24 protein-coding genes are annotated in these 22,029 nt (G+C 40.6%); 6 read left to right on the top strand and 18 right to left on the bottom strand.

Going from position 1 to position 22,029, the window contains the following annotated elements; translation table 11 throughout:
- Window positions 1-73: 73 nt before the first annotated feature.
- Entirely contained in the window at window positions 74-661 is a 588-nt protein-coding gene (locus ACU01J_RS03100; RefSeq protein ID WP_481084479.1) for a YjaG family protein, read from the bottom strand.
- A gap of 84 nt (window positions 662-745) precedes the next feature.
- Between ACU01J_RS03100 and ACU01J_RS03095 the strand changes: the two genes are divergently transcribed.
- Entirely contained in the window at window positions 746-1,672 is a 927-nt protein-coding gene (locus ACU01J_RS03095) for a D-2-hydroxyacid dehydrogenase (RefSeq protein WP_481084370.1), read from the top strand.
- A 15-nt stretch (window positions 1,673-1,687) separates the two neighbouring features.
- The gene (locus tag ACU01J_RS03090; RefSeq protein ID WP_481084369.1) at window positions 1,688-2,263 is read left to right on the top strand and encodes a uracil-DNA glycosylase family protein; all 576 of its coding nucleotides are present in this window, start codon (window positions 1,688-1,690) and stop codon (window positions 2,261-2,263) included.
- 73 nt (window positions 2,264-2,336) lie between these two features.
- Here ACU01J_RS03090 and groL read toward each other — a convergent pair whose 3' ends face one another.
- A complete protein-coding gene (groL, locus tag ACU01J_RS03085) occupies window positions 2,337-3,983 on the bottom strand; it encodes a chaperonin GroEL (RefSeq protein WP_481084368.1) in 1,647 nt (548 codons plus the stop codon).
- A gap of 75 nt (window positions 3,984-4,058) precedes the next feature.
- Window positions 4,059-4,349, bottom strand: coding sequence for a co-chaperone GroES (locus tag ACU01J_RS03080; RefSeq protein WP_004410737.1), 291 nt, complete (start codon window positions 4,347-4,349; stop codon window positions 4,059-4,061).
- A gap of 114 nt (window positions 4,350-4,463) precedes the next feature.
- Between ACU01J_RS03080 and ACU01J_RS03075 the strand changes: the two genes are divergently transcribed.
- Entirely contained in the window at window positions 4,464-4,586 is a 123-nt protein-coding gene (locus tag ACU01J_RS03075) for a hypothetical protein (protein WP_481084367.1), read from the top strand.
- A gap of 109 nt (window positions 4,587-4,695) precedes the next feature.
- On the opposite strand, the gene ACU01J_RS03070 is transcribed toward ACU01J_RS03075, so the two are convergent.
- From ACU01J_RS03070 to ACU01J_RS03055, 4 genes are all read right to left on the bottom strand, one after another.
- Window positions 4,696-5,826, bottom strand: coding sequence for an LPS O-antigen chain length determinant protein WzzB (locus ACU01J_RS03070; protein WP_481084366.1), 1,131 nt, complete (start codon window positions 5,824-5,826; stop codon window positions 4,696-4,698).
- Window positions 5,827-5,940: 114 nt separating this feature from the next.
- Complete coding sequence (locus ACU01J_RS03065) at window positions 5,941-6,276, bottom strand: DUF3135 domain-containing protein (protein WP_481084365.1); 336 nt, start codon at window positions 6,274-6,276, stop codon at window positions 5,941-5,943.
- A 126-nt stretch (window positions 6,277-6,402) separates the two neighbouring features.
- Window positions 6,403-7,023 carry a helix-turn-helix transcriptional regulator gene (locus tag ACU01J_RS03060; protein WP_481084364.1) on the bottom strand — a complete coding sequence of 207 codons (621 nt, stop codon included), beginning with the start codon at window positions 7,021-7,023 and terminating at the stop codon, window positions 6,403-6,405.
- Window positions 7,024-7,088: 65 nt separating this feature from the next.
- Complete coding sequence (locus ACU01J_RS03055) at window positions 7,089-7,514, bottom strand: GNAT family N-acetyltransferase (RefSeq protein WP_481084478.1); 426 nt, start codon at window positions 7,512-7,514, stop codon at window positions 7,089-7,091.
- A gap of 67 nt (window positions 7,515-7,581) precedes the next feature.
- Between ACU01J_RS03055 and murB the strand changes: the two genes are divergently transcribed.
- Together murB and birA are read left to right on the top strand one after the other, a co-directional pair.
- A complete protein-coding gene (gene murB / locus ACU01J_RS03050) occupies window positions 7,582-8,628 on the top strand; it encodes a UDP-N-acetylmuramate dehydrogenase (protein WP_481084363.1) in 1,047 nt (348 codons plus the stop codon).
- Window positions 8,625-9,593 carry a bifunctional biotin--[acetyl-CoA-carboxylase] ligase/biotin operon repressor BirA gene (birA, locus tag ACU01J_RS03045; protein WP_481084362.1) on the top strand — a complete coding sequence of 323 codons (969 nt, stop codon included), beginning with the start codon at window positions 8,625-8,627 and terminating at the stop codon, window positions 9,591-9,593. Before murB ends, birA begins: the two co-directional genes overlap by 4 nt.
- Here the strand turns inward: birA and ACU01J_RS03040 are convergent, their stop codons facing one another.
- Window positions 9,594-9,935: a four helix bundle protein gene (locus ACU01J_RS03040; protein WP_481084361.1), complete on the bottom strand. Its 342-nt coding sequence runs from the start codon at window positions 9,933-9,935 to the stop codon at window positions 9,594-9,596.
- A gap of 217 nt (window positions 9,936-10,152) precedes the next feature.
- Between ACU01J_RS03040 and pssA the strand changes: the two genes are divergently transcribed.
- A complete protein-coding gene (gene pssA, locus ACU01J_RS03035; RefSeq protein WP_481084360.1) occupies window positions 10,153-11,493 on the top strand; it encodes a CDP-diacylglycerol--serine O-phosphatidyltransferase in 1,341 nt (446 codons plus the stop codon).
- Between the two features lie 33 nt (window positions 11,494-11,526).
- Here pssA and ACU01J_RS03030 read toward each other — a convergent pair whose 3' ends face one another.
- From ACU01J_RS03030 to ACU01J_RS02985, 10 genes are all read right to left on the bottom strand, one after another.
- Window positions 11,527-13,461, bottom strand: coding sequence for a polysaccharide biosynthesis protein (locus ACU01J_RS03030; RefSeq protein WP_481084359.1), 1,935 nt, complete (start codon window positions 13,459-13,461; stop codon window positions 11,527-11,529).
- A 69-nt stretch (window positions 13,462-13,530) separates the two neighbouring features.
- Entirely contained in the window at window positions 13,531-14,079 is a 549-nt protein-coding gene (locus ACU01J_RS03025; RefSeq protein ID WP_481084358.1) for a sugar transferase, read from the bottom strand.
- The gene (locus ACU01J_RS03020; protein WP_481084357.1) at window positions 14,063-15,028 is read right to left on the bottom strand and encodes an NAD-dependent epimerase/dehydratase family protein; all 966 of its coding nucleotides are present in this window, start codon (window positions 15,026-15,028) and stop codon (window positions 14,063-14,065) included. The genes ACU01J_RS03025 and ACU01J_RS03020 overlap by 17 nt, the downstream gene beginning before the upstream one ends.
- A complete protein-coding gene (locus ACU01J_RS03015) occupies window positions 15,012-15,695 on the bottom strand; it encodes a WecB/TagA/CpsF family glycosyltransferase (RefSeq protein ID WP_481084356.1) in 684 nt (227 codons plus the stop codon). Before ACU01J_RS03015 ends, ACU01J_RS03020 begins: the two co-directional genes overlap by 17 nt.
- Window positions 15,692-16,855, bottom strand: coding sequence for a hypothetical protein (locus ACU01J_RS03010; RefSeq protein ID WP_481084355.1), 1,164 nt, complete (start codon window positions 16,853-16,855; stop codon window positions 15,692-15,694). Before ACU01J_RS03010 ends, ACU01J_RS03015 begins: the two co-directional genes overlap by 4 nt.
- Window positions 16,852-17,892: a glycosyltransferase family 2 protein gene (locus ACU01J_RS03005; protein WP_481084354.1), complete on the bottom strand. Its 1,041-nt coding sequence runs from the start codon at window positions 17,890-17,892 to the stop codon at window positions 16,852-16,854. The genes ACU01J_RS03010 and ACU01J_RS03005 overlap by 4 nt, the downstream gene beginning before the upstream one ends.
- Entirely contained in the window at window positions 17,879-18,718 is an 840-nt protein-coding gene (locus ACU01J_RS03000; RefSeq protein WP_481084353.1) for a 6-hydroxymethylpterin diphosphokinase MptE-like protein, read from the bottom strand. The genes ACU01J_RS03005 and ACU01J_RS03000 overlap by 14 nt, the downstream gene beginning before the upstream one ends.
- Entirely contained in the window at window positions 18,715-19,509 is a 795-nt protein-coding gene (locus tag ACU01J_RS02995; protein WP_481084352.1) for a hypothetical protein, read from the bottom strand. The genes ACU01J_RS03000 and ACU01J_RS02995 overlap by 4 nt, the downstream gene beginning before the upstream one ends.
- Window positions 19,499-20,854 carry a hypothetical protein gene (locus ACU01J_RS02990; protein ID WP_481084351.1) on the bottom strand — a complete coding sequence of 452 codons (1,356 nt, stop codon included), beginning with the start codon at window positions 20,852-20,854 and terminating at the stop codon, window positions 19,499-19,501. Before ACU01J_RS02990 ends, ACU01J_RS02995 begins: the two co-directional genes overlap by 11 nt.
- The gene (locus ACU01J_RS02985) at window positions 20,844-22,016 is read right to left on the bottom strand and encodes a hypothetical protein (RefSeq protein ID WP_481084350.1); all 1,173 of its coding nucleotides are present in this window, start codon (window positions 22,014-22,016) and stop codon (window positions 20,844-20,846) included. The genes ACU01J_RS02990 and ACU01J_RS02985 overlap by 11 nt, the downstream gene beginning before the upstream one ends.
- Between the last annotated feature and the right edge of the window lie 13 nt (window positions 22,017-22,029).

Genomic DNA, 22,029 nt, shown 5'->3' with positions numbered 1-22,029 from the left:
TCGATTATAATTTTCTTCAACCAAGAGTAGGTTGTGACAAAAAAGGCTTTGAGTAAATCAAAGCCTTATAACTTTATAAGCTAACACCGATATTACTCACGCCTTCATCACGCAGCTCTGCGCGTAAGTCTTTAATCAGGTCGATATCACGCTCTTCGGCTTCACGCAGCGGACGGAAGATCGCCCATTGTACGTCCCATTCACCACAAACCGCTTCATTCTGTTTTTGGTTCTCGTTAGTGATCTCTTCACCGGTTTGAGCTTCTTCAAGTTGAGCAACCGTCATCACCGACTGCTGACTCACCTTGTGCATATTATCAAACAAGTAGTCCCTGTCTAGCAAACCGTGAAGTAGGTGCGACAGTGACACACACGCATCAATCGCTGGGTAAACACCGTAAAAGTCAAAGTCTTCAGAACTTGGAATGATCTCTTCAAGTTTTTCGAGTTGGCGTTCAAAGTTCACTTTGGCCGTTTTTACAGTAAGCTGCTCCCAGATGCTATCCAACACATCGCGGTAAACACGCGCCTGAGCAAACTCTGTGCTATCACAAAACATCGCATAATTTGGGTACATACGTTCACACAGGCTCGCCATAAAGGTAATCTGTTTCCATGGTTCTAACTTCTCAAGACGAAGCTGAAGAGGATTCTGTAGCATAGAGACTCTTAGGGTCTGTTGACCTAGTTGCTGAATTAGACAGCGAAAGTGTACTTGATAACCTGCAGGGAAAAAAGCAAGCCGATGAACAATTTCACTCATAAGTTGTATCTACTCACTGAAGATAATCCATATTACCTCGCGCTATTGGATCAATTGACGTTACCTGATATAGAAATCACCTCTGATAAGGAACAAGCGACGATTCTTTTGGCTTCCCCACCATTAGCGGCAAAGTGCTTTGACGAGTTTTCTAATGTCGAATGGGTGCAATCTATCTACGCTGGCGTCGACGCTCTTGTTCCATGTCTAGAGAGCTTTTCTGGTGAGTTGACCAATGTTAAAGGTATCTTCGGCCAGCAAATTTCTGAGTACGTCCTTGGCTATAGCATTGAACACTACCGTCACTTTACGCACTACCACCAGCAACAAATGCAAAAAGCTTGGTCACCAAAGCCTTATCAATCTCTGACAGGCAAGAAAATGGTGATTCTAGGTACAGGTTCGATAGGCTCCTATCTCGCCAATACAGCTAAAGCGTTTTCGATCGTGCCTATTGGTATTAATCGCAGTGGTATCCCAAGTAAAGGTTCACCATTTGCGTCAACTTACCATATTCAAGAGCTAGCTACCGCCTTGGAACAAGCGGATATTGTCGTCAACACATTACCCAACACGCCTGAAACACGACATATTCTAAATAGCGACAGCTTATCTCACTGTAAAGGCGCGCTACTGTTCAACGTTGGTCGCGGCAGCGCGCTTGAGCAGCAAGGTCTACTAGAAGCTCTTGAATCTGAATCAATTAGCCATGCTTTCCTCGATGTGTTTGAGCAAGAGCCACTAGATAATTCACATCCTTATTGGCAACACCCGAATATCACCATCACACCGCATATTGCTGCGCTCAGCTTTCCTGAGCAGGTGGTGGATATTTTTGCGGAAAACTATCAACGTTGGAGAGATGGGTTTGGCTTAATTAACACTGTGGATTTGGATAAAGGCTACTAGTGCCGAGAAAGAGATATGTTGGATGATTTACTGCAGCAAGTAAGAGCTTGTCGGTTGTGTGAAGAGAGCTTGCCCCTTGGCGCAAATCCAGTCATACAAGCTTCTGAAGCTGCAAAGTTATTGATTATCGGCCAAGCTCCTGGAACTCGCGTTCATGAAACCTCAATACCTTGGAATGACCCAAGCGGTAACAGGTTAAGAGAGTGGCTAGAGCTCGATAAAGAGATCTTTTACGATGAAAATCAGGTAGCTATTATGCCAATGGGCTTGTGCTATCCGGGTAAAGGGAAAAGTGGTGACCTACCACCAAGAAAAGAGTGCGCTCCTAAGTGGCACCAAGCGGTATTAGATCAGCTACCCAATGTCGGCATGACAGTACTGATTGGCCAGTACGCGCAAAACTATTATTTGAGCGACAAGCCCAAGACTCTGACGGAAACCGTGCAACAATGGCAGCGTTGGGCACCAAATTATTTACCACTGCCCCACCCTTCACCAAGAAACACATTATGGCTAAAGAAGAATCCATGGTTTGAAGCGGAAGTCGTGCCCTATATTCGCGACTACGTGCATCAACACCTACGGAGCTAGCTAACGAGCAGATACAAAAAACGGAGACCGAAGTCTCCGTTTTCAATTTCACTATGAATAGCGAGAGGGATGATTACATCATACCGCCCATGCCACCCATACCGCCCATGCCACCCATATCAGGCATTGCAGGAGCGTCTTTAGCTGGAAGGTCAGTAACCATAGCTTCAGTTGTGATCATAAGACCCGCTACTGATGCTGCAAATTGAAGTGCAGAGCGAGTTACTTTAGTTGGATCTAGGATACCCATCTCGATCATATCACCGTACACACCAGTTGCAGCGTTGTAACCGTAGTTACCGTCGCCTGCGCGAACATTGTTAGCAACAACAGACTCTTCATCACCTGCGTTCTTAGTGATTTGACGGATTGGTGCTTCCATTGCACGTAGTGCGACACGGATACCAACGTTTTGTTCTTCGTTGTCACCTTCAAGGTTAGCAACTTTAGATGCTGCGCGAATAAGTGCTACGCCACCACCAGCAACTACACCTTCTTCAACCGCTGCGCGAGTTGCGTGAAGTGCGTCTTCTACGCGGTCTTTCTTCTCTTTCATTTCAACTTCAGTTGCTGCACCAACTTTGATTACTGCAACACCGCCAGCTAGCTTAGCTACGCGCTCTTGTAGTTTCTCTTTGTCGTAATCTGAAGTTGCGTCTTCGATTTGCTGACGGATTTGAGCAACGCGACCTTGGATCATTGCTTCTTCACCCGCACCATCGATAATAGTTGAGTTTTCTTTAGTGATAGTCACACGCTTAGCTTGACCTAGGTCTTCTAAAACCACTTTCTCTAGCTCTAGACCGATCTCTTCAGAAATCACTGTACCGCCAGTTAGGATAGCGATGTCTTGTAGCATTGCTTTACGACGGTCACCAAAACCAGGCGCTTTAACAGCGGCTACTTTCACGATACCACGCATGTTGTTCACAACTAGAGTCGCTAGCGCTTCGCCTTCTACATCTTCAGCGATGATTAGAAGTGGACGAGATGCTTTGGCTACCGCTTCCAGAGTTGGAAGAAGTTCGCGGATATTCGATACTTTCTTATCGATCAGTAGGATGAATGGGCTTTCTAGATCAACGCTGCCAGATTCTTGGTTGTTGATGAAGTAAGGAGATAGGTAACCACGGTCGAACTGCATACCTTCTACTACGTCTAGCTCATCTTGTAGAGCCTGACCTTCTTCAACAGTGATAACACCATCACGACCGACTTTTTCCATCGCTTCAGCAATAATGTTACCTACTGTTGCGTCAGAGTTTGCAGAAATAGTACCAACCTGTGCAATAGCCTTAGTATCAGCACATGGCACAGATAACGCTTTTAGCTCTTCAACCGCTGCAACAACAGCTTTGTCGATACCGCGCTTAAGATCCATTGGGTTCATGCCCGCAGCGACTGCTTTAAGGCCTTCGTTTACGATAGCTTGAGCAAGTACTGTTGCTGTCGTTGTTCCGTCACCCGCAGCGTCGTTTGCTTGAGACGCTACTTCTTTAACCATTTGCGCGCCCATGTTTTGGAACTTGTCTTCAAGTTCGATTTCGCGCGCTACAGATACACCATCTTTAGTAATCGTTGGTGCACCGAAAGATTTATCTAGAACTACGTTACGACCTTTAGGGCCTAGTGTTACTTTTACTGCGTCAGCCAGAACGTTTACACCTTCTAGCATTTTAATACGTGCGTCATTACCAAATTTAACGTCTTTAGCAGCCATCTTTAGTTTCCTTTTCTAAATTCTGTTTAATGATTTCAAATTGAACCTGAGCAAAAAATTACTCAATGATTGCTATTACTCAACGATCGCCATGATGTCGTTTTCAGACATCACTAGCACTTCTTTACCGTCGATTTTTTCAGTTTTAGTGCCGTAGCCTTCAGCGAAGATAACCGTGTCGCCAACTTTTACGTCCAACGGTAGTACTGTACCGTTTTCTAGAATGCGGCCTTTACCTACAGCTAGAACTACGCCGCGAGTTGATTTCTCTGCAGCAGAACCAGTTAGAACGATGCCACCAGCTGACTTAGATTCAACTTCTTGGCGCTCAACGATAACTCGGTCGTGTAATGGACGAATATTCATCGGGTGTCTCTCCTGAAAATTTCCATGTTTGATTTGATAAACGGCTTTCAAAGCCTTGTGGTAACTATATGAGGGACGGATTAAGTAAACCCAAGGGGGAATAGGATTTTTTTTGTGATCGAGTTCAGAGATACGAGTGGCGAGTGGCGAGTGGCGAGTGGCGAGTGGCGAGTGGCGAGTGGCGAGTGGCGAGTGGCGAGTTATTGTTTTTACAAATCAGGTCAAGTCAAATACTAACTACAATCTTCGGAGCTAGACGCTCGTAGCTCGAAACTGCTTCCAAAAACAAAAGCACCCCACAAGTTTTACAACAAGTGAGGTGTTTAATTTTATCTATGTGGTGAAGTTAGTCTTCTTCACGACGAAATGCGAAACGGACTAATACAATTACAACACCTAGCATACCACCCAATAGCGTACCTAAAATCGCGATTAGAGCACGCTTAGGTTTATCACGGGTTATGGGTTGCTCAACATTCTCTAAGAAACGGAACGTTTGGAATTGAATTGAACGGTCGATTTTAAGGTTTTCAAGCATATTCAGCTTAGCATTGATTTGTTGAAGGCGAGGCTCTACAATACTTAAATTTTTGACTGACTCCAACGCTTTAACCTTCGCTTCCAGTGCTTTAGTACCTAAATCAATTCCGAAAATTTCTTTATCGCTATTCGTCTGAATTGGCTGGATCACATTCGCTGCCTTAGCAATGTCTAATGCATACTTCGAACGCTCAGCTTCTACTAACAGCTTGTTTCTAGCCTGTGTCTCTAAGATTCGTTTTTGTTGCACTAATTCATTGTGCTTGCCTTTAACAATTGCTTGCAAATTGTTCAGTGCATCCTGATGGACTTTTTCTTTAATGACGTTGATATAGTTTGTAAGTAATAGAAAACTGCTTTCCTTCGTTGTTGACTGGAAGCTAATGTCATAAGGCGAGAATTCCGACTTCTTATTTACAGCACTGGCTGAGATTTTTTGAAACCATTCGGAATACAGTTTCCTAGCAGCTTCTTTAAAAGTATCCGTATCAAGTTGGTCTTTAAACACTTGAAACTCTTGGCTCGAGTCTAGAAATCGACGCTTATTATCACTTGAATTAAAAGCATCAATAAAACGTTGAAATAGAACTTCTGTATCAACTAGATCATCAAGTTCTTCACTGACCAGTACCGTACCATCTTCTTGATAGATATCAAAAACAGGCTGATACTGCTTTACCTGTTGTTGGTAGGCTGACATATCTTGAAGTTGAGCTTGAGACACTCTAGCCGTTGACGACCACCATTCCTGAGAAAATAAGGCAAAGGATACCGCAGCGAAAGCGAATATTATTGTCGTTAAAATAATGGTAACTTTGCCATCCCAGAGCGCTTTAAACAGCTCTCTAAGATCAATTTCATCATTGCTTTGATAAGAAGGGGGAACTTGAGGTGAATATTGCTGGTTAGCAACAGGTGCTTGGTTTGGCCCGCTCACTGGTCATCCTTTAATTAGTCACAGCACCTAGAATGGCGCTAAATTTATACTAACTCGAGTTTACCATAGCGAAAATGATGAGCACAGTCTGAGCCAAAATCTTTATGTTTTTCATTACCTCCACTCATCCAACGAGATAACATCAGCTAACGACTGTTCGTCTGACTCAACGACATCGCCATCTAACACAACTTGGAATTTAATCATTTGCGAAACTAGCTCACGCATTAAGACCATATTAGCGTGGTTAGGGTTTTTGCATGTGCTGACAACGCGGTCGATATGACTTTGCTGCGCCCATAGTCTCTCTTGCATCTCTTCAGAAGCTGAGAGGATCATTTCTTCGCACATGTCTTGCTTGAGTTGAGAAAAGGCATCAGGGTTATTTTGTGCAAGCTCCATCAACTCATCAAAAGAAGGTAATGTTTGACTGATTAATGGTGTTCTCATAATGCCTCCTCATACACTGATTGAAATATCAGCAACTCATTTAAGGATAGGTGATCATGAAAACAATGACAGGTGGGATAATTCCGAGTCTCAAAAGTAAGAATTCTTAAGGCAGTGTAGGCTTAATCACACTCCGCGCGAAATTCGGTACGCACAGCGCCTTTCACCTTGGACTATATGCTCTGTTCGTTCTATCAAGCAGTCAGCACCAAGTAGCTTGTTAAAGACATTCAGCTCAGACTGACAAAGAGACGGGCAACGCGTCGCAGCTTTACAGATAGGACAGTGGTTTTCAATCATAACGTATCCAGATTCCGTCTTCTCTAACTCAGCCATATAGCCTTCTTGCTGGCGCAACTCAACGAGCTTAAGTAAACGAGCTTCCAGTTCAGAATATTCGCTTAACTGACTTAGGTAATTATGAAAGGTTTGCTTTTCCCTTTCATCGGCGACCTTTTGTAGCCCTTTTTTACCGAACAAACTCTCAACCGCGTCTATAACTTGAACCGTCAGTTCACCGTGACGATCAGCAAACCCTTTGTGTCCTTCAGAAGTAAGGGACCAATGTCTGGTTGGCCGGCCAACTTTTATTTTACGGTCTTCAAAGGTAAGCACGCCTTGAGACTCAAGAGCTTGTAGGTGCTGGCGAGCCCCCATTGTCGTCATAGATAACTCTTGTGCCAATTGTTTTACCGTAACCGCACCGTTGGTTTTGATTAACTGTAAAATTTTATCCGTGCTTTTCATATTTACTTCCTCAATCACTAGGTAATTATGAGGGAAGCCATTTATAAAGCAAACGCTTTACATGCCTAGAATGACTCTGATACAAGGTACGTCATTGGTACCAGCGTTTTAGTGCGAGTATAGCGTTCGAATAAACCTTTCAACGAGTTAGGAAGCTCCTGACGGTCAATCGTCTTAAAGCCATGTTGCGCATAAAAGCCTTCAATGTGCGGATAGGCAAAACAATAATCGCCCTCAGCTAGCACATGATGCAAACAATAGCACATCAGCTCATGTCCAAGCCCTTGTCCCCTAAAATCAGGGACAACAAGCATCCCCGTCAGCAATCGATATTGTTCAATAGTTCGAAAGCGGACAACTGCTGCCATTTGGTTTTCCATGTAGCCGACCAAAATTAGCTCATCCTTTTTGGCCTTGCCGGATGGATAAAAGGATTTGTATAGCCTCGATACTAAAGGCAGCTTCATCGGGTCCAGTTGCTCAATATGCATTACACTCATTATCACCAATCTCGATTTGAGGTAGAATGAGCGCAGTTTAGATTACTCGATAAAACCAATGCAAATTACAGCTAACGCCGACCTACGTCCTTATCATACTTTTTCCATTTCTCAGCAGTGTGCCTTCCTTGTTGAGGTCAACTCTATTGATGAGCTAAAACAGGTTTACCTGAATGCGGAATGGAGAGCTTTACCTAAGCTGGTGCTGGGTAAAGGCAGCAATATGCTCTTTACTGAAAAGTATCAAGGTATGGTGATCATCAATTCATTACTTGGCAAAGAAGTCACTGAATCTGACACTCACTGGTATTTGCATATATCTGGTGGTGAAGATTGGCCTTCTCTTGTCCAGTGGACGGTTGAAAGTGGTTATCCAGGTTTAGAAAACTTAGCTCTTATTCCGGGTTGTGCCGGCAGTGCACCAATCCAGAACATTGGTGCTTACGGTGTTGAGCTAAAAGATATTTGTGAGTATGTCGATATTCTCTATTTAGAGACGTTCACAGTTAAGCGACTGAGCGTAGCGGAATGTCAATTTGGTTATCGCGACTCTATTTTTAAACACCAATTATATCAAAAGGCTGTGATCATTGCGGTTGGCCTTAAACTCGCTAAAGATTGGCAACCAAATATCGAGTATGGGCCTCTAAAATCTTTGGCTTCAACAGATCTGACCGCCCAACAGATATTTGATCGCGTATGCCAAATTCGTATGGAGAAACTCCCAGATCCAGCTGTAACAGGCAATGCCGGTAGCTTCTTCAAAAACCCGGTCATTTCTCAAGACCACTTTGAGCAATTAAAGAATCAATTTCCCGAAATTGTTGCCTATCCTGCTGATAACGGAATGAAAGTCGCCGCTGGTTGGTTGATCGATCAGTGTCAGCTAAAAGGCACGTCAGTTGGTGGCGCTCAAGTCCACCCAATGCAAGCGCTAGTGCTGATAAACCAGAACCACGCAACAGCGGAAGATATTATTCAACTTGCCGCTAAGGTTCGAACTGCGGTGTTAAGTCGCTATCAAATCGAGCTTGAACATGAAGTTCGCTTTATGGGCGCGAAACAAGAAACCTACTTACAAGACATCTTGGAGAAGCAGTCATGAAGGACCACTCTGCAAAATTATCGATATTAAAAACGCTTTCCCAAGGAGACTTTCACTCAGGTGAAGAGCTTGGTGAGCAACTTGGTGTTTCTCGCGCTGCCGTGAGTAAACATATCAAAGGCATTCAAGAATGGGGCGTCGATATCTTTCGCGTACAAGGCAAAGGCTACCAACTAGCGAAACCCATGCAGTTGCTTGACCAAGAAGAGTTAAACCAAGCCCTAACGACGCCCGTTGAGCTTATTCCTATTATTGATTCGACCAACCAATACTTACTTGAGCGCGCGGACAGCTTAGAGTCAGGAACAGTATGTTTAGCTGAATATCAGGCTAAAGGGCGCGGACGCCGTGGCCGAGAGTGGATTTCCCCTTTTGGGTCTAATCTATACCTTTCGATGTTTTGGCGCTTAGATGCGGGCATGGCAGCGGCGATGGGGCTAAGCTTAGTGGTTGGCGTTGCTATCGTTGAGGCACTAGAAGAGATTGGTTTAGAGGGCGTAAAGCTTAAGTGGCCTAATGATCTTTATTATCAAGATAAAAAGCTCGCCGGCATTTTAGTTGAGATGTCAGGCCAAGCGGGAGCAGCCGCAAACCTTGTTATTGGCATGGGTATGAACCTGATGATGTCTGATAAAACGGAAGGTATTACTCAGCCGTGGTCAAGCCTGTCTGAAGTGGATGAGAGTCAGAATATCGACCGTAACCAACTGGCTATCACTATGATTAAAACCTTGAATAAGTCACTCGCTGATTATGAACTTCAAGGAATGTCAGGCTTTGTTGAAAGATGGAATCGACTCGATAACTTCTTAGGACGCCCGATCAAACTTATCATGGGGCCAAGAGAAGTTTCGGGCATTTCAAAAGGTATCAATGAACAAGGCGCGGTACTTTTAGAGACCGAACAAGGAATCGAAAGCTATATTGGTGGGGAGATAAGTCTTAGAGCTTCGAGTAGCGAGTAACTAGCTTCGAAGCTTAATAATAAATGCACCAAGCATTCGACTTAAATGTAAGCACTCTTCAGCCATATCCTCACCAATATGCCGAGGAACATATTTAATCTCAATAGCAATAAGTAGCTGGGTTCTTAACTCAGCTAGTGAGCCCTTAGCAATGCTCAGAAAGTGTGCTTTTTCTTTGTTTGAATGTCTTTCCATTCCTTCAGCTATATTACTTGGTACTGAAAGGCCCGAACGACAAATTTGATCTTTAAAACCATAATCTCGATTTTGCTTAAATGATTTGTAGACTAAACAACTTAAAGAGAAGCTTCTTTGCCATATGGCTAACTGTTCATGTTTCATGATGGACATCGACGAATGTGATATCCAATTATTGTTATAGTCTTTTCTTATACGAGAAAATGAAAATAGTACTAAACCGTGTGACCAAGTAACAATCTAGTGGGAAAAATTACGGCTATCTAAGCTCTACACTAGAAACTCGTAGCTAGAAACTCGAAACTGCTTTGTTCTTTTGCTAATATCCCTATCCACTTTAAGTAAAGGTTACCCATCCAATATGATGACTCATAGGAATTTATTCGAACAACTTCCTACCTTGGCGCAAGATCCAGCTCAATTCGAGACTTTATACGCAGCCAAAGACTTTCGAACTCGCTTAATTGAAGCGATTCGTCAGGCAAGTAAACGAATCTACCTTGTGGCTCTTTACTTAGAAGATGATGAGGCTGGTCGAGAAATTTTGACCGAACTTTATCAAGCCAAACAGCGCAATCCAGGCTTAGATATTAATGTCTGTGTCGACTGGCACCGTGCCCAACGTGGTTTAATTGGTGCTGAGCCTGGCGAAACCAATGCTACAATGTATAAGTCATTTGCCGAGAACTACGAACATAAGATCCCAGTTTACGGAATTCCTGTTCGTGGCCGTGAAGTATTTGGCGTACTACACCTCAAAGGCTTTATTGTTGATGATCAGGTCATCTACAGTGGCGCAAGCTTAAACAATATCTACCTCAACTATAAAGATCGTTACCGCTTTGACCGCTACCATATGCTAAGCAACAGAGCGTTAGCAGACAGTATGGTGGAGTTCATTCAATCAGAGATGATTGCTCACCCTGCGGTAAATGACTTAGCGTGCCCAAGTAAACCTGAAACTAAAGAGATCAAAGCTCAAATTCGCCAGCTACGAGCATCGTTAGCCAAATCGAGCTACCAATTTGAGTCTCAAGAAGTTTCTGCTGAACAAGTCGCTGTCACTCCTATCGTAGGTGTCGGTAAAAAGCGTAACAAACTTAACCAAGGTATCAACCAGCTTCTAGCCCAAGCAAAAGATGAAATTTTCATCTGTACGCCTTACTTTAATTTCCCACGCAGCGTGGCAAAAGAAGTGAAGAAAGCGATCAAGCGTGGCGTAAAAGTAACGATTGTTGTTGGTGATAAGACAGCTAATGACTTCTATATCTCACCAGAAGAAGATTTCCGCACCATTGGTGGCTTACCTTACTTGTATGAACGTAACTTACGCCAATTTGCCAAAGCTAATGAGGCGAATATTGCCAGCCGTAAACTATCTATCCACCTTTGGAAGCACGAAGAAAACAGTTTCCACTTAAAAGGCATTTGGGTTGATAAACGCTATATGCTGATTACGGGTAATAACCTTAACCCGCGTGCATGGAAGCTAGACTTAGAAAACGCTATCTTCATTCAAGACAACTATCATCACCTAACACCTCAGTTTGAAAAAGAGGTGGAAAACATTCTTCAGCATACTGAGCTAATCTGCACATACAGGCAGCTAGAGAAGTTTGAAGATTACCCAGATGCGGTGCAGAAGCTGATGCGTAAGATTACCCGTGTGAAAGCGGATCGGGTTTTGAAGCAGATACTATAGACAAAAGAAAAGCTCCTAACGGAGCTTTTTTATCTAGTGGACAGTATCTATAGCTAACTCTTCTTCATGAAGCTTTTGCCAAACAAGATCACCAATCCCATCTGTTGGATTAAAATCTGTAGGCGCATTGAGCAATAATTCACGAATACGTTCATGCTCGAAATTATGGCAAGCTTCATCTAGCTCCTGAAGTAATGACTTGTACTCCTCAAACGGCAAAAAACGCTCCTGAGCAGTCATAATCCTAGGGTGGGCGGTTTCGCCAACATTATCCCCAATAAGCAACTCTTCGAATAACTTTTCTCCAGGTCTCAAGCCAGAAAATTGAATTTCAATATCCCCATACCGATTATCTTCAGTTTTAACTTCAAGGCCTGAAAGCTTAATGAGATTTTCTGCTAAGTCCGTTATACGAACAGGTTCTCCCATATCAAGTACGAATACGTCCCCGCCCTTACCCATGGCACCTGCCTGAATAACCAGCTGAGCAGCTTCAGGTATGGTCATGAAGTAGCGAATAATATCCTTATGCGTGACCGTAACGGGTCCTCCACTAGCAATCTGCTTCTTGAATAGTGGGATAACAGACCCCGAAGAGCCCAATACATTACCAAAGCGAACCATGCAGAATCGAGTACCTCTGCCTTTAAGATTTTCTTGTTCAGATAATGCTTGAAGGGCAAGCTCAGCCATTCTTTTGGTCGTGCCCATTACATTAGTAGGGCGCACTGCCTTGTCAGTAGATATTAAGACGAATGACTCAACTCCGGCCTCGATTGCTGCCGTAGCAGCATAATAAGTGCCAAACACATTGTTTCTAACACCTTCTACGACGTTGTACTCAACTAAAGGAACATGCTTGTAGGCGGCTGCATGATAAACAGTATCGACACTAAAACTCTTCATGGTTGTGGCTAGTCGATTAAATCGTTGGACAGACCCTAAGAGTGGAATAATTTTCACCTGAATATCTTCATCAAGCGCAATACTCGAAAGCTCGCGATCTACTTGATATAGACCAAACTCTGAAAGTTCAAATAAAATCAGAACCTTAGGTTTCTGACGAATGATTTGCCGACAAAGCTCAGAACCTATAGAGCCACCAGCGCCAGTAACCATCACAACTTTATTTTTGATATTTGATTCCATCAAAGACTGTTGTGGGATAACAGGGTCGCGTCCTAATAGATCCTCAATTGCCACATCCTTTAATTCATCAATATTCGCTTTGCCTTCTACGATATCCTGCATATCAGGTACAGTTAAAACTTCTGCAGCAAGTGGGACAAGAGAATCAAGGATTTCTTTACGACGAGCTCTAGAAGCACTTGGTACAGCTAGAAGAATCTGACTGACATCATGCTTATAAATTAACTTGGATGCTCCTTCAATGTCACATACATGCAATCCTAGGATCATTGTATTTTCAAGGGTCTTATCTTGGTCAATAAAACCAACGACTTTATGAGTTTCAGAGTTTCTCATTGCCAATGCAAGTTGACGGCCAGCAGCTCCGGCTCCATAAATAAGAACACTCTTTCTCCCCTTACCATTCATTTGGTTAACCAAGACGCGAACAATAAGCCGCGAACCGCCACAAAGCAAACACAAAAACGTACCGTAAATAATAGGTACAGAACGTGGAACAGATGCATCAAAGTAAAATGCTAAAAAAGCCACTGACACAGCTGATATTAAGGTACCCATACTAACTACAGCCAAAGCGTGGAAGGTTAAATACCTTAATACTGCTCGATACAATCCGAGCCTAGTAAAGACTATTAATGTAATTGCTATCGTACCTAGAAGAACATATCTATTGAGAACGTCATCAAGGGGCTTGATATGGCCAATACGTGTCCAATAAGCAGCATAAAAAGATGCTACGATGAAAATCGTATCAATAAAGATACTAATTAAGCGTTTGTTGAAACGAGAGAGATTCCAGATAAAATTAAGCCTAGCCATAAAGTTCACTTACAACAAAAGGACCAGACTTGTGCTGGCGTCCAAATTAAATTTTGAAAATAGCATAGGTTATTTTACTGCATCCCCACGACCACCACCAGTTGCAGTCGCAACAATGTATCCCAAGTAACTCTTCAAAGTTAGAGTCTCGATCATTTTCCGATCAGTCTGCGCTAGTAGTTCAGGGGTGGACATATCAATATTTTGAATTTGAGCAAGACCAGTAATCCCTGGTAAAACATCATAAATCCCCAAACTATCGCGCTCAAAGATTAGCTCTTTTTGATTGTACAAATTGGGACGGGGGCCTACCAAGCTCATTTCTCCTCTAAGCACATTGATCAATTGTGGCAATTCATCAATCTTAGTTTTACGTAAAAAAGTGCCAAACTTGGTTATAGAAGCAGAACTAGCAAGGTGACTTGCTACAGATTGAGTATCTACCGACATCGTGCGAAACTTGATGAGTTTAAATGGCTTTTTGTTTCGGCCTACACGCTCTTGGATAAATATGGGTGAGCCAGTATCGAAAAAACCAATAACAGCAACGATAACAAGTAGAGGCCATAGAAAAAGCAACCCAAGAAAAGCTGCAAAGAAATCAATCAAACGAATCATGTGTACCACTTTTTTTAGATTGTAGGAAAGCTTTGGCCGCTTGCTTAAAGCCTTCACGCAAAGTTTGAGGAGGGGTCCACGCTAAGGTTTTTTTTGTATATGTAAGGTCAATTTTTAAGGAACCAATCAATCTTTCAACTTTAGCTGATTTATTGAGCAACTTACCAAAAAATCTGTAGCATCCAAGAGGAAAAGGCAACTGCAAAGTAGATTTACCTAGAGCTGTAGCCATTTCAAATACCATGTCGGAAGTAGAAATATCTGAGTCATCAGAAACAAGAAAAACTTGATTTGCGGCTTTTGGGTGCACTGAGCATAAGACTATTAGATCAGTCAAATTGGTCACTGATACCATACTTCGTTTATTAGAGGTAATCGATGCAAAAGGTAGTGGAACGCCTTTGTTTACAATATTCAGTAGCGAAGAGAAATTGCCTTGTACATTCATACCATATACCAAAGGAGGCCTAATAATTACTAACTCCATATCCGATGTACGGATCAGCTCGATAAGCAATTCCTCTGCTTTTGCCTTAGAACGAGCATATGCGTCTTCAGGTGAAGGGACTGAGGATTCATTGAAACTCTCACCTGACATTGTAGATTCACCTAGCACTTTGACTGAACTGATAAAAATGAACCGTCTTACACCAGCCGTTATCGCCTGCCTAGCTAAATTGATAGTTGCAAGAACATTTGTTTCAAAAACAAGGTCTTCATTTTGATTGTCAGATGAAGAAATAGCAGCAGCATGGATAATTATATCACAATCGCGAAGTGGCTCTGATAGGTCTGAGCTTTTAGTCAGTTCGCAAGGAAAATAATCACCATCTGTCGTGAAAGTACGCCCAACAAGCCTCAATGACGATATACCGCGGAAAGCTTCGACTAGGTGACGACCGATAAAACCTGAGTAGCCCGTTATAAGTATGTTATTTTTTAAGCACATCACAAATAAACCTGATTAGGAACATAGGATAGGATATTAGTAGGCGCTTCCGAACATATGAATGTCGGATAAACCTTTGCAACCAGCGCAGGTGTAGTTTACTCATTACCGGATTGAAATAATTTTCATTATCCGCTATCTGAGAAATAAAGCCCCCACATGTGAATCCATACTTCAACGAAGAAACTTTCTCTTGAGCCCTCAAGAGAAAACGCTCTTGCAACGGAGTCCCCATTCCACAGATGATAACATCGACACTTTTTAACGCCAAATCGTCTATTGCATCTTCCATGCTCTGGACATTGAAGTACCCACTAATGGCACACGCGACTTTTATGCTGGGGTATTTAGATTCGATCTTTGATCTTGCAACAGTGACTTCTTCCTGAGTTCCCCCAACAATAGCGACATTCCAAGACTCTTTTTCGGCATGACTAAAAACTATTGGCGCTAAAGACGTGTAGTCGAAGCTAAGGCGCTCGATTTTGGTTCGGTGTATAAGATTATAAAGTTTAACTAATAATATCCCGTCTGCATAAATCGCGCCAAATTTTTCCAAATCCGACCCAACCTCATCTTTAAGGATATAATAAGAATACGGATTAGCAAATGTAATAATTTTAGCACCTTTATCTGGTGAAAAGTTAAAAGTGGAACTGAGATTCATTTAGATACTTCCAAGCGATCGTAGTCGAAACAAGACCTAAGGTACATGAGTGTAACGATAACACAAACACTAATATAAAATAACCCCATAGTAAACGCTTGTAGAGACATAAGAATTATAAGAGGTCTAGCGCTTGGGCTTTTATACGCGCAAAAGACAATATAGGTAATAAAGAAAAAACAACTTACTAAGCCATAATCCGTTATTAGCCGTAGCCACATCGAATGGAACAAAAATGAATGTAAACCTTCTGCTCCCATCTTCTCAACAAGGTGACCAATAAAAAAACCTAAATAGGGGTCAGTATCACGCAAAGGATATCCTGGAGAAAAACCGAAGAATAACTGGGAGACGTTGGCATTCTTAATCGTTTCTGAAAAACTTAAAAGCATTTGAAATCTGTCAAGATCGATATAATCAGAGAGAATACTCATCCTTTGTAGTACAATATAAAATCCAGCAACTGAAAAACCGCCCACAAGCAATATAGAGAGAATATCTCTCCATTTAAAATTATAAATAAAACTTAATATAATAAAGCAGCCTATGCTCGTTTTTGATTGAGTTGCTAGTATAGATAATGCGATCAGAGATAAGTCGACATAGTAGTGCCTCCCTCTTTTCAGGGTAAAAAGAGCACACAAACCTAATAAAACAAAAATCGCATCATAGTTAGTTTCACTTATTACACTTGGTCTAACGACAAAGCCATTTACAAAGAAATATCTAATCAGGAAATCAGTTATTATCATAACACTCATCCATCTAGATAAGACCAGAAATCGAGATAAATGTGGCCCTGGGATTATAGAGAAAAAAGCTCCAAGAACCAGAAAATATATTGGCAACTTAGCCGAGACGATGAAAGGACCAATGTAAAATATTTCACTCCCACTGTGATTAACTTGATTACTTAAATTACTAATCAATAAGCTAATCACCATTACAATCCCTAAATAGAAAACTGGAATAAATCTGGGGTTATAATCAACTTCCCTTTTCGAAAAAAAGAATATAAGAACTAATCCCAAAAGAGCAAACTGAAGATCAAAAAAATATTTCGTAGTTTGATTACCTAAAAAGTACTTATATGAAAAAGCTAAAATTGGTATATATAAATATGAAAACCTAATTATTGACTCTGAAATTCTAATCTTCATATCTTCTCTGAAATCGATTTAACACCAAATAAATTTTTTACTGCTAATAGAAAACTATTCGGTAGCAATAGAACAGGTATGATAGTGATAATTAATTTTATAGTTTTTAAAATATCTCTTTTGTTTTTGTAAAATCTTGAGACATCTTTAATAGAAAGTATAAAATCACCATTCACAGCATGTTCGAAAGCAGTCTTTTTGTACAATAGACTTGGATCTGTTTCATATATTTCTGCTAAATCGGCAAGAAAATCGTCAAGCTTATAAGTTTCACCGGTAGATAATGAGTCATGGTATTCTTCGTTAAGAATGCGCTCTCTACGTAGGAAAAATGCAATTTCATGTGCATGCCTCGCTTTCACATCATAGTGAACTTTGCGAGTAAGGGAGCGATCTGCAAACCTGTAGTTATACAGTTTCTCGGGTATATTACCTCCTTCGGTAAAGTCTAGCATTCTCAAAATCCAGTCGTAATCCTCTCCTGGGCATCCTGTGAAATATTCTCTATATCCTCCAACAAGCTCAATAATCCGACGTCTGACCATAACTGACGATCCACACCAAGGAACCTGAGATGATTCATTTACCAAACTAGCTAGCTCATGTGGTAGTAATGGGTAGGATTCACCACCTACGATTCGACCTGTTTCATCACACCTATTGATTGCAGTACCGACAAAGCCAACCTCTTTATTATTTAGCAGATAATCAACTTGACGTTCAACCTTATCTAGTTTGATCCAATCATCTGCATCTAAAAATGAAATAAAATCCCCTTTAGATGCAGACAATAAGCGATTGAACGTGGCGAGGTAACCCAAGTTCTCAATATTTTTCTCTAAACGGACGTTCTTATAGTGTTTAGCATATTCAGAGATAATAGTGGCAGTATTGTCTGCTGAGCAGTCATCAATAACTAAAATTTCAACGTTCTTATAAGTTTGATTTACCGCTGAGTCTAAAGCAGCACGGATGTATCGCTCCGCATTGTAGGCTGCGATACATATTGTGACGATAGGTTGGTTACTTGCTTTCAAACAACTGTTCATAATTCTTTCGTTCAAATACTTCCAACTTCCCACCATGGGTTGCATTAAATATCTTTCGGCCATCGGCTTCAAAGATTACTTTCATCATCTTATAAGAATTTAAAACTCGATCTAAATGAGGATCATGCCACTTTTTTCCTGCACCAAAGTAGTCTGGGTGGAAATGGTTAATATCATCTTCCGTTGATGTTATGTCATTTCCTTCAACTTTAGCAGATTCAGGTATTTCATAGTTGAAATCCATTCCAATAAGGTAAACTTCTGAAAATCCGAGGTAGTACGCCAATTGAAAATTGATCATCGTGACCGACTGTCCACAAAAAACTCGCTCACTAACATCTGCAGAAAACCGAGGGACACAGTAATTAGGGCTATGTTCGACATAGAAACCTTCATTCATCCGAAAAAAAGCGACGTTATCTCTATTCTTTATGTATGACTTGTAATTAACAGGAAAGAATTTGTAATCAACCTTGTAATCATTGATATCTTGGATATTGTCCTGCATGACATGAGAATCTTCTACAACATAGAAAGTTGGTACGAACCCACTCTCTCTTGTTTTGTAAAATATCCCATTAACACCAAAGGAGTACTCATTGGATAGCTTGTTCAAATCAGCCTTGTTAAGGCTTGGTCCATTACCAATAATAAAACATCTCTCACCTTTAAACTTGTCCTTAAGTTCTCTCAACTTACTTTTACTATGTCTTCTAAACCAAAAAGGTTCTTCAAAAAGTCCATAAGGTATGTTTTCCTTTTTTAGGAAAATCTTAGCAATATTTCTTATTGCACTTGAATAGTATAAGCTCACGATTTATTCCTGATTATTTTCTTCATTATCTCATCTTCAATATATTTAAAGCCCTGATTGGTGTAATGTATATTGTCAGATGTTAGATTCATTATATCTTCATCACTGAACCAACGAAGAGATATATGATTTAGTCTTGAGCAAACAATGTCATCAAATTTCATTTGCTCATTTAAATTTGAAGGCCTCTTCCTCCAATAATTACCACTCCATTCATTAATAACTCTATTGATATTTATATATATGATGTTATTTTTCTGTTCTAATATTGGCAAAACGACATTTTTCAATAAATTTTCATTCATAAAATGGTATGTTCTCTCACCTTCATATTCACCTCCGGAATAATTGGCATGCTCGGAGAAAAAGCTATCAATTTCCATATCTTTGATAATTTCTCTTTTCGATGATAACATTTTTTCATATGAGGACTTAGGGCGAGGAGCAAAATCGACCACACCACAGTGTAAAATTATATGGTCATAAGAAGACAAATCAATTTTCTTCGACAAATAGATAAAATCGAGCAAACTAGTATGTTCTTTGGGACATAAATATACATCACATGCATAGTTCCTAATTAGTCGACCAGCATAAGAAGAAAATGGATTTCTTTTGTTTATGAAACGAGTTACTTCATATCCTCTTGAATCGGTGAAGATTAATACTTTCTTCCTCTTAAGTAGAATATTTATTGTTTTAAAAGAAAGCGCTATATTACCCCAGAAAAAAGAAAGAATTTCTTCCAAAAGTTTATTAGCTTTTATTTTAATGGTTGAATTAATTGCCATACTTATATCCCTTAAAGAGAATACACTTAATATATTCAATAAAACCTAATCCCATCATGTTTAGGCTTAGTTTCACCGGATACCAATTGTTATACATCGCTTGTATGACCATTTGAACGATGAGCACTCCTAAGACACCGTACGATGGTGCAAATAGGTACGCCAAGAAAACAAAACTACCACTTGAGATAATTGAGGGTATAAGAAATGGAACCTTGTTAGTGCTCATGTATATCTGGCTATGAATTGCATGATGCATCTCAGCTAGATACATCAAGCTCATGATCGCATAAAATGAGCCGGCTAACAATTGCTTATCTGGTGCTAACAGTGTAATCAATTCCCCCCCAATAAAGAACAAACCTAACATTCCAGAGATCTGTAACATTATGCATAGCCGAATATTCTGAGTTGTAAACATTCTTAGCTTCTTCAGTTCATTCAGAGCATACATACTGTACACTTGAGGTAGTTTGGAGTAAATTGGTGCTTGAGAAACTTGTCGAATAAAAAGTAATAGTCGTTGTGTAAGCATGAAGCTAGCCGCAAGCTTAGGGCTTGAAAATTGAGCTATAACAATAGAGCCTCCATAGTTTGCAACATACCCACCAAACTGAATAAGCCCCAACCTCCAAGCGGGAGCCCAAATTTCTTGAAATAAAGTACGATTAAAAAACAAAAATGATGCTTTTGCTTCCGGATACTCATTTGAGATATAGCCCTTAGCCTTATTGCCAAAGTAGATATAGAGTATCAAGCTCGAGAGAAGTTCGATTATAAATGGTAACAATAACCCCCCTTCGAAAAGAAGTGATATAGAGATGAGAGCAAGTTTCAACATATTGACCCTCGCTTCGGCATATCTAACTAAAGCAACATAGTTCAAACCACAAAGTATAGAGCTCCACCTTATCTGGTTAATAGCAATGTAGATCCTTATGGCGATGACATAAAACAAAGAAGCCATAAGCTCGGGGTTGTCCAACTGCTTCGAGATATTTTCACTCAGGATTGGAAAAGCTATTATGCAGAATGTGACAGCAAAAGATGAAATAGCTAAGTAAACCACTCTTGCTGTAGAGTAGAGCTCAGAGAAAACCATGCCGTTTTGAGCGTCTTGACTTGAACGAAGCAGTGAGACGACTCTCACTAATGTCGGTCCAACCCCAACATCAATCAGCAGAGTGAGCCCCATCAGCATATACAGAAGAAACCATAGGGCAGTTTCTGTATCATTGAACTTGATTAGTACAATTGGAAGTAGAAGTATAGCACCTCCAAATTGCACAAAATAGGAAGCCCATGTAGCCACTACTGGGCTATTAATGATCTTTCTAAAGCTCATTATCAGACCGACGATTGTTAGTATAGTTGTATATATTTCTTATCATGGAGCACAAGTATTGCAATGACGATTTGATGTACCTGAAGAAAATACGTATTCGACTTACTTTTAGGTCTGATTCCGGCAATCTATTTTTATCACTCAAGAAATAATTATTAGTATCAAAGTAATAGCAAGAGCCTAAAAGATTTTGCCTTTGAGAAAACTGAATATCCTCCAGTTCAGACCAATGTAAATTTTCATCAAGTGGACTTTTAGCATATAAATGCTTCTTAACAAGGAGAACACCCCCTTGCGAGTACCACCAATTACTCCATTTATCGTAACTTGGTAAAACCAGGTCTAAACGAAAAGTGGACTCTGGAAAGCTAGAGAATAAATTCCAATCACTAATCCTACCTTTATTTGGCCCTATGTTTGGCATTGAAAGAATATCAAAGTAATTGCCGTATTTTTTCATTCTAGAGTACCAACCATTTGGCAACGTGAATCTATCATGGAAAACTAAAACATTATTATTTTTGCATTCTCTGATAATTTTGTTCTTTTTCTTAGATATGGGAGCTCTCATATCTTCACTAGAAACATCTTCTAGAACCGATACATGTCTGATTTGATGTTCGTTGGGCTTATAATCACCACATACCAATATCTCAAAATTTGGTATTTCTTGCTCGATTATACTATCAATCAGTCTACTAACCTTACTGCTTTCTTTGCCTGAGCTAACAATACCAAAGCTCCAAGACGAAATGTCATCACATTGAGGCAGAGTTGGCTCTGTCTTTCGAAAGCTATAAGTTCTTACTCTTCCGACTATTTTATCATCAACAAGTACATAGCGACCATTCAAAGAGGTTGACACCATATACATCAATTGAGAGTGTGATCGGGTAAAACAACCATGATGCTCAGATACCGTTGCATTTATTCGTAAAACACCACCATTTTTCAATAATGTATCGACATCTTTCAGAATATATTTTGCCTTGGGTTGTCTGTCTAAAATAAAATTCAAAGTCGCCAACTGAAGGCTTTCGGGCTCAACTTTATATTTATTTATTATACGAATAGTGTGACTAATATCAGGCTTAGATAGGTAAAGTATCTTATTTTTTGAGGTTAATTTTTTTCTATATCCCCATACGAGTTCTTCAAACACAGACAGCTCCGTC

The organism is Vibrio sp. 2433-A1 (assembly GCF_056726085.1).
The sequence above is the reverse complement of the archived record's forward strand: the minus strand, read 5'-3'. Positions and strand labels throughout refer to the sequence as shown.